The following is a 7,990-nucleotide window of genomic DNA, read 5'->3' as shown; positions in this document are numbered from 1 at the left end:
CGTCGATCAACTCGCCGTCGAGCACCGGGCCGACGTGTTCGACGTCCCGCCCGGCGGCGGGGGTCAGCGCGGTGTGGTCGTGGTTCTCCCGCTTCGGTTCAGCCATCGGCCCGCACCCCCTTGCCGGTCTCCGCCGACAGTGCGGCGGCGAGCCGGGAGGACAAGCCCCGGGAACACCCGGTTGCCTCTCGCACCCACGCCGGGGTGATCTCCACACCGGGCGTCCACGCGGCGCGGGTGTCGGCGAGGTAGTCGGCGAACAGCTTCCGCCGGACCGGTCGCGGTGCCGCCGGTTCACCAACCGGCCCGCTCGGCTCTCCTGCCGGTCCGGTCGGTTCGTGAGCCGCCGTGTTCGGTTCGTGGACCGGCACGGCCGGTTCCCGAACCGGAGCCGGTTCCGGCGCGCCCGCCCGGTCGGTGGCGTTCATGAACGCCACCGCCACGGCGTCCGTGAGCTTGTCCCGCAGGTCGGTGACCGCTTCGGCGGCGACGAACACCACCAGCGGCGGAACCGAGTGCAGCACCACCCCGGCCGGCGAACCGGACACCCACGATGACCAGGTGTTCATCACATACGTGGCGGCCAGCGTGAACCACTTCGCCGCCCGAACCCACGCTCCCGTGTGGACCTGGTACCGGGCAGTGACCTGTTCGGCCCGCAGGATGGCCAGCAGGACCAGGCACACCGTGGGGTCCAGCAGCCACGCCGTCAGCCACGGAAGCGACCCCACGGCCGAACCGGCGGCGGCGAACCACTGCACATTGGCCGTGGTGAACGCCAACCCGAGCACGATCCCGGACCAGCACAGCCGGTCCACCTGAGCCCGGACCCGCTCCACCCGCAACGCCACCACATCCGGGTGGGTCTGCGAGCGGCGCACCTCCGCCGCCTCTCGAGCGTCCTCGGCCAGCCGACCCGCCCGGCCCGCCGTCGTCGGCGTGTCCGGCGTGTGGTTGGTGGTCATCGGCGACCACCACCCCGGCGACGGGTGTTCACGGTGTCCATGGACGTGATCGTGAGAGCACGTGTCAGGACGTAGGCCGCGATGAGGTCTGGCACTCCGAGGACCACCAGCACCAACGTCGGGTTGTGCACATGCGTGATCACCAGCCACTGAACGCCGGTGAACCCGGCACCGGTGAACAGCACCCGCCCGGCCAGCGACACCACCCGCGAACTTGCCCGCGCCGCGTCCGCCGCACGGCGAGCCTTGCGGGCGCTCCACCGCCAGACCATGAACAGCACCAGCAGCACCCCAATCCCCGCGAGGATCTGAGTGGGCGTGGGGTTGAGCGTCATCGCGCCTCACCACCCCGGCGGTGCGACCACACCCGGTACAAGGCGCGCCGATCGGTGTCCGACAGGGCGCCCCACACCCCGGCCGCGTCCGGTCCGGCCGTCCGCAAGTCCAGTTCCCGGCACTGATCGATCACCGGGCACCCGGCACACATCCGGAAGGCCAACTCCCGGTCCGGCGAAGCCTCGCCGGACAGTGCGGGGATGTCGGCCCGGTCGAATGCCCAGAAACACAAACCGTCTCGGGCTACCACTTCGTTGAGAACGTCGTCCGGCACAGCGGCGTACCGGTCGAGCTGGGCAGCCATCTCCTCGTGGTCGTATCCAGTCATCGCGTACCCCCGTCGAGCATGCGCCGCAGCTCGGCGGCCGGGATGACGAGACGGGAACGGCGACGTTCCGCGCGGAGCACGCCCCTTCGAATTGCCGCGCAGAGGTGGGACTCGTCGATGTTGAGAAGCCAAGCGGCTTCGCGGATTGAGTAATGCGTCTTCATGGTTGTTGTTCCTTTGATTGATTGCCTGCGGCCCGCAGGTTTGCGAGCTGCTGCAATCAGTACGCCGCAGATTGGCTGGAACAACTATGTCGCCGGCGGAATTTGGTTATTCTCGGACGAACATATCCGCAGGTCAGGCGCATGATCGAGAGTCGAGCATATTCTGAGAAAGAATATCAATCTTGCTATATTCTTGGCCGGAATATCGCCCGGCCGGGACGTTGTCATCGTGGTAGCATCACGTTTGTGACAGAGAGTGAGAGTGGTGCCACCGGAGGCGAGGTCAGCGGCTTCTCTGGGGACTCGACGCGTCGCATCTTGCGGGATGCATGCACGGAAGCGGGTCTCAATCCGGACGGAGCGGTATTACTTCGTCTCGGCGAGAACGCTTTGTATAGGTTGCGCTTCGATCCGATTGTCGTCCGCATCGCGCGAACACTGGACTATTGGCAGCAAGTCCAGACCGAAGTCTCCGTAGCCGTATGGCTCGAACAAGAGGTGTTCTTCCCTGCCGCACGCGTGGCTAACTACATTAGTCAGCCAATCAGAGTGGGTGGCCACCCGGTCACGTTCTGGAAGCTCATTCCCGGCGAGGATGCGGACGCAGGCTACGTGTCAGCGCTTGCCCGTCTATTGCGCCGATTCCATGGGCTTCCCTTGCCTGAGCGTTTCGCTCTACCTGAGACGAACTTCTACGATCGGGTGGCAAAACGATTGGCTTTGTCGCCGGTTTCAGGCCGCGATAAATCGTATCTAAGCGACAAGTTCGAGGAACTGTGCGGCGAGGTTGGCAATTTAAAGTACCCTTTACTGCCGTCTCCGGTTCATGGCGATGCGCACATCAAGAACGTGATGATTGAGAACGGAACGCCAATACTGATCGATTTTGAGAACGTCGGTTGGGGTCAACCTGAATGGGACTTGTCGGTTACGGCAACGGAGTACGCGTCCGCTAAATTCTGGTCTCGGGACCAATATGCGTTGTTCGCCGAGTCGTACGGATTCGACGTCATGGAATGGTCGGGCTTCGATGTGATGCGTCAGATTCAAGAGATCAAGATGACCACTTGGCTAATGCAGAACGTGAACGAGTCGAAAGAAATCGCCGACGAATTCGCAGTGCGAATGAAGACAATTCGAACTGGACGCAGTGACCAACCGTGGAAGCCTTACTAATCAGGTAGAATCAACGATGGGTAATAGCTTCGCAGAGAGTCGGCAATCTGTTTTCCCAGAGCTCGATCCTTCGCGCTCAAGGCGCTGTAAAAGTCGGTAACGTATTTGACGTATCGCGCCGACTGTAGAGAGATGCTGAGTTCGATTGCCTCTGTTGCCAGGGTAGCGGCATGGTCGATATCGCCGCCCGCCAACGATCCGGCGGCCGCCACCAGTCGCATAAAGCCCAGGGTCCTCGGAGGAGTATAGACCGGGTCCATCGACAACTCAGCGAATTCGCGGCATTCGTCGGCCAAGCCCAAGTCCCTATAGCAATGCGCCGCTTCACTCGCTATCTCTTGCGCAGTGAAGTACGTCAGCCATTCGGGATCGCTAACCGAAGGACCTTTTTCGTGAAGCTCTTGCGCGCGCCGTAAAGTGCGCGTCGTCTCTACTACGTCGCCTAGATTCGCGTGAGCGCGCGCCTCCATGGAAAGCGCCATGGACATAAACCTATTGCCAGCTTTGCCCTTGGTTACCGCTTGAGCCTTCCTTGCGAGAACCAAAGCGTCATCGTAATTACCCAGAAAGTTCGCTTGATGTGACAGGTTGCATAAAATGCGTCCCGTCATAAGGATGTCCTCGGCTTTGTGTGCCAACTGAAGTGCTTGCTTCCAGTAGCGCTTGGCGGAGTCGTGGTCTCCCGCGTCGTACGCACTCCAACCGAGCAATTGCAGCGTTTCGGAGGCGGCGCTAAAAATGTCGTTTCTTATCCGCTTATCCGGGTACTGCCAACTCAGCAGCGGGGCGACCTCTTCCTGATAGTAATGCAGAAGCATCCGACGAGTGTGGCCGCCGCCGCGCTTGAAATCCATGACCATGAGGTCGGCCGTGGTATCCCGGATGCCGACCGCGAGTGTCCGAGTAGGCCCCGGTTCTGATGGCTCGCCGAAAAGATGCGCCGTCAGAAGTTCGGTCGTGTCCGGCCATACAAACATGGCCCTAGCCGCCGGTTGCTCCAATACAATCGGAACCTGTAATGCGGACAGGCCTTCGCGCGTCGTGATCAGATTTTGCCCAGGTAGACTGAACCACAGCATATCCTGTGGCATATGTAGCGTTTTGGCGTATCGACGGAGCGTCTCCAGGTTCTGTTCCGCGCGTCCGTTCTCCAGCTTAGAAACCTGCGCCTGCGTCAAGCTCAGCCAGCGCCCGAGTACTTCCTGATTCAGAGCTTTGCCATAGAGCTTCAGGTGGCGAGGGTGATTCCGGTACGCCTTCAAGACCTTACCTATGTGCTCGCTCTGGAAAGCGGCTTGCAAGTCGTCAGTGGTCCAGAAATCGTCCCCTAGGACAGGCGGAACGCGGAGCTGGTCGCGCTGGTCGCGATGACAGCGACTACACAACCGTGACGTGTTGTCGACGGCGAGGACCACAGAACAACCAGCACACCGATGCCGGCCAGCGCTGACCTCGGCGTTCACCCCCGTCATGCCCAGCCTCCCCACGTCGGCCGCGTGCCAGTCCGTACCCCTGCTGACCAGCGTACATCCCTCACGTGTGAACGTACACACAGTGAGCACTGTCCGCCATAAGGATGACCACTCACGGTAGCGCCGACCGGTTGACCAGCCAGTATTCCCGCACAGGCGTAGCGCATGCCGAAGCCGATATAGACACCCCCCGCAGCAGGCGAAATCGTACTCAATAACACGCCGTTGATTAGGCGGGTCACAAGAGTTTGGGAGAACGGTAGCCACGGCGCGATGATTCTTACAGGACTAATCTCTGACGGTACGGCCCGCATAGCGGAGGGCCGTACCAATTGTTCCGAATTGATCGGGTACGTACTTTCCCTGGAACACGAGGACTGGGAAAGCACGTTGAACATCGGTGACATCGCGTTCTACCAGTCACCAAAAGACGGCCCGTTCCCGGATCATCAATTCCGAATCAGCGCTCGCCCATCTCTCGGACTAGCGGCCTTGAGTTACACCGACAACAGCGATCCCGACATGGTTATCGCCGATAGCATGAATCCTAATCCTGTCACGCCAGGCGTTAGGCTCATTTTCAACGGCACCACCGGAGCGGTGTTTCCAGTCACTGCTGCTATACCAATTGGCGACGCTAGGCGAGCATTATTTGAATGGTTAGACACGCGAACGCGCCCAACATGCATTCAGTGGACGCCCCATGACCAATATTAGAGCACGACAGCGGGGGCAACATGACCGAGGTTAGCCGCATCTGGCTTCCGGATGTAGAGAAAGGTCTGTACGTTCCGGTCGGCAGATTGGTGCAACGGGTGCGGCGCACGCGTGACTTGAACCAAGCCGAAGCGGCAGAAAAGATTGGTATTCCTGCGTCTGCGTTATCGGCGATCGAGGCTAATCGGAGACCTGTCAGAACCGTTCCGATGAGTATGCGGCTTGCGGATGGTTTAAGTCTCCCTCGCCTGCAACTGATCGAGTGGGTGATACGCGAAGTCGAATACGTCAACCCGAAGTTGCGTCATCGCAATTGACTAGGGCGCTTCTCGTCAGTCCTACTAACGAAATCGACCAACCATGACAGTACATGCAGAGCGCGAAATTTCGACGGGATTCACATCAGTTCTCGATCGCGCAAGCGTAATGCCGCACGTCTACGGCTATATGCGCGTGCCGTGCGACGTTGCCGATAGTAAGGTCTGGGAATTAGAACGTGAAGTGGTTGCGTACGCTGAGAAGCGCGGCTTTCACTTTGTCCAGTTTTTCTTTGAGTTCAATTGTGGCTCCCGTGAAGCTTTCGATGAACTGATTGAAGAACTTGTGCGGGTTGACGCCCATCATGTTGTGGTCCCCTCTTTACGTCATCTGGCGCATAATGAGCTTTTGCAGGACTTGATGATTGATCAGTTATGTGTAACGGCACACGCAGAGGTGTTTGCCATGCGTCTTAAGACGGTGATCGAGTGACTGCCGCGAATCCTGACTTTGAAGCCGCGAAGTCAAACGCGTATGCGACAATCGTCGAATGCGTCAACACATGCGAGTTTGCTCCGGCCGTCTCTGCTGTCGAGCAACTCATTGCCGACGGACACACGGAGGCGCCAGTTGGCCTTATTCTTGCGGAGACGTGCTTCCGGTTGGAGTTAGAGCGCTGGCCGCGCGTGGACGACTACGGATTTCACTTCCGTGCTATCCATCTACTCTTCGCTGACGAGCTATGCAGTAGAGATGAAATGTACAACGCAATGACCTGGGCGCTACTTGATCGCGGCAATGAGAACGGGATTCTTGAGGGACAACTGTACGACATGCTCATAGAACTGCTTAACTGTGCCGACGGAACATGCACCGAAGAGGTAGAGAAACTGACCCAAGGATTCACGCGTGGATCCGATAGTGAATTCATCGCCTGAGCGGACTGAAATCGCCGTCCATGCTGAAGTGGACTGGTCAGCGGATCAAGCCAAATCTGAGCGACTCAGGAGGCGCCTCAACCCGCGGAAACGCGCCGTGTTGAGCACGCTTTGGGACTGTGCCGAAAATCTGACTTTATCCGAGATTTCCCAGCGTAGCGGCGTCGGCGTGGAGGAGGTCTACTCGATAGTCAGCAGGTTTCTCAAGGATGGGGTAGTCGTCGAGCAGGTAGTCGACGCGGGCACGCCTCGGCAACGTCGTTACTTCCGCACTGGCCCATTCGGTGGCCCGTCATACTTCCGCAGAAAGACTGGATATAACGGAAGGCGCTCGAAGCGAACGCCATCAGAAAAATAAGGAGTCGGCGCATGAGTCAATCCCGAGCAAGCATCTCCGAGCACATCAGTTCGACGGGCGCCAACCTCAAATCGGTGGCAAGCCGTTTCCGTGCTGGTAATGCGTCGTCATACGAGCTAAGGGAATGCGCTGGGATGCTTTCCGCGCTAGCCGAAGCCCTTAAGCTCTACGCAGACAAGATGCCCGATTCGAAATCGGAGGGTCGGCACGCCGTTCGTGAGCCGCCAGAATAATGATTATCTGGGGGATCGGCTCGCTAGTCGTATTGGCGGTGCTAGGTATAGCGCTAGCTATTTGGATCCTTAGTGAGTATCGCAGTGGACGTGATCGTAGGAAGTTTCTCAGTCGCTATCCAGAACGCTCAGTGGAAGGGCTTCGTAGCCGAATTGCACGCGATCTTGCCAATGCGGACACCGACGTCATTCCGAAACTTCCACGCGGACGGTTTCCGCGCGATTCGAATCTTGACGGAAGCTTTCGCGGAACGTTGCCATTGCCGGGACGCCCTAGGGTCTACGTGCGACAGCCAGTGCGTCATACGAGGGAGTTAGCTTTACCGCCGCCAGATGACGAGCTCATCAAGCGCATCCTAGAAGGACTGCGCAAGCTTAAATAGTCGCGACCATTATGGCCGATTGGAGTTCATGAACCCATGCCCGAGCGGAAACCACGGTCATGCGGAAACTATCGCACAGGCGTTGATGCTCGGCGAGATGACGCCGGACAAGCAACACGAGTACGCCAACATGCTGAATGAAATGTTGGAACTTCTTCATGAGTACGCAGACATTCAAGAGGAAGATTCTACAATCGTTCCCGCCGAAATCCCCGCCGACGTCATGCGAGAGCTTGCCGAGCACTACACCGCCGGGGAAACCCTCGAAAGCCTCGCCGCGCGCCATCCCTACAGCTACCGCAAAATCCGCACCGCACTGATAGGCGCTGGTATCGCGCTGCGCCCACCCCGAATCCCGTTGCCACCAACCCCGCCCGGCATGGTCAACGCCTACGGCAACGGGCGTTCAATCCGGCAGCTCGCATCCACCTACCGCATGTCCTATAACCAGACCCGCAACATCCTGATCGCCGAAGGGGTCAGACTACGCCGCAGGGGCCAGCCGTGACACAGCCCCATGAGGACGATCTGCGGGTCGAGCCGCTGGGGAGTTCGTATAGACCGAACGCGGCTGGTCACGGGACACTTTGGGCTAACCCAGTGTTTCCGCAGGTGAGCAGCTTGTTTAAAGCGCACTAGAAAAGTCGTAGTTGTCGCCGACG

10 protein-coding genes are annotated in these 7,990 nt (G+C 59.2%); 6 read left to right on the top strand and 4 right to left on the bottom strand.

Annotated elements, in window-relative coordinates; translation table 11 throughout:
* Nucleotides 1-98: 98 nt before the first annotated feature.
* The 3 genes from C2L58_RS15235 to C2L58_RS15225 are packed head-to-tail and all read right to left on the bottom strand — an operon-like array spanning nucleotide 99 to nucleotide 1,629.
* Nucleotides 99-965: a hypothetical protein gene (locus tag C2L58_RS15235; RefSeq protein WP_103338232.1), complete on the bottom strand. Its 867-nt coding sequence runs from the start codon at nucleotides 963-965 to the stop codon at nucleotides 99-101.
* Nucleotides 962-1,300, bottom strand: coding sequence for a hypothetical protein (locus tag C2L58_RS15230; RefSeq protein WP_103338231.1), 339 nt, complete (start codon nucleotides 1,298-1,300; stop codon nucleotides 962-964). The genes C2L58_RS15235 and C2L58_RS15230 overlap by 4 nt, the downstream gene beginning before the upstream one ends.
* Nucleotides 1,297-1,629: a WhiB family transcriptional regulator gene (locus C2L58_RS15225; protein ID WP_103338230.1), complete on the bottom strand. Its 333-nt coding sequence runs from the start codon at nucleotides 1,627-1,629 to the stop codon at nucleotides 1,297-1,299. The genes C2L58_RS15230 and C2L58_RS15225 overlap by 4 nt, the downstream gene beginning before the upstream one ends.
* A gap of 410 nt (nucleotides 1,630-2,039) precedes the next feature.
* Between C2L58_RS15225 and C2L58_RS15215 the strand changes: the two genes are divergently transcribed.
* On the top strand, nucleotides 2,040-2,969 hold the full coding sequence (locus tag C2L58_RS15215; RefSeq protein ID WP_158264120.1) for a phosphotransferase family protein: 930 nt from the start codon (nucleotides 2,040-2,042) through the stop codon (nucleotides 2,967-2,969).
* On the opposite strand, the gene C2L58_RS48640 is transcribed toward C2L58_RS15215, so the two are convergent.
* Entirely contained in the window at nucleotides 2,966-4,441 is a 1,476-nt protein-coding gene (locus C2L58_RS48640; RefSeq protein WP_146073603.1) for a helix-turn-helix domain-containing protein, read from the bottom strand. The two genes, C2L58_RS15215 and C2L58_RS48640, sit on opposite strands and share 4 nt — an antisense overlap.
* A gap of 273 nt (nucleotides 4,442-4,714) precedes the next feature.
* Between C2L58_RS48640 and C2L58_RS51495 the strand changes: the two genes are divergently transcribed.
* From C2L58_RS51495 to C2L58_RS15200, 5 genes are all read left to right on the top strand, one after another.
* Nucleotides 4,715-5,158 (top strand): Imm1 family immunity protein, encoded by a 444-nt coding sequence (locus C2L58_RS51495; RefSeq protein WP_103338227.1) that lies wholly within the window; start codon nucleotides 4,715-4,717, stop codon nucleotides 5,156-5,158.
* 20 nt (nucleotides 5,159-5,178) lie between these two features.
* A complete protein-coding gene (locus tag C2L58_RS15205; protein ID WP_103338226.1) occupies nucleotides 5,179-5,475 on the top strand; it encodes a helix-turn-helix domain-containing protein in 297 nt (98 codons plus the stop codon).
* Nucleotides 5,476-5,518: 43 nt separating this feature from the next.
* On the top strand, nucleotides 5,519-5,908 hold the full coding sequence (locus C2L58_RS48635; protein ID WP_146073602.1) for a hypothetical protein: 390 nt from the start codon (nucleotides 5,519-5,521) through the stop codon (nucleotides 5,906-5,908).
* A complete protein-coding gene (locus C2L58_RS48630; protein WP_146073601.1) occupies nucleotides 5,905-6,354 on the top strand; it encodes a hypothetical protein in 450 nt (149 codons plus the stop codon). Before C2L58_RS48635 ends, C2L58_RS48630 begins: the two co-directional genes overlap by 4 nt.
* 1,002 nt (nucleotides 6,355-7,356) lie before the next feature.
* Nucleotides 7,357-7,836, top strand: coding sequence for a helix-turn-helix domain-containing protein (locus C2L58_RS15200; protein WP_441296305.1), 480 nt, complete (start codon nucleotides 7,357-7,359; stop codon nucleotides 7,834-7,836).
* Nucleotides 7,837-7,990: the final 154 nt, after the last annotated feature.

Origin of the sequence: Amycolatopsis sp. CA-126428, assembly GCF_002904335.1 — a bacterium.
Lineage (GTDB): Bacteria > Actinomycetota > Actinomycetes > Mycobacteriales > Pseudonocardiaceae > Amycolatopsis.
Note: the sequence above shows the minus strand (reverse complement) of the source record. Positions and strands in the feature narration are given on the sequence as shown.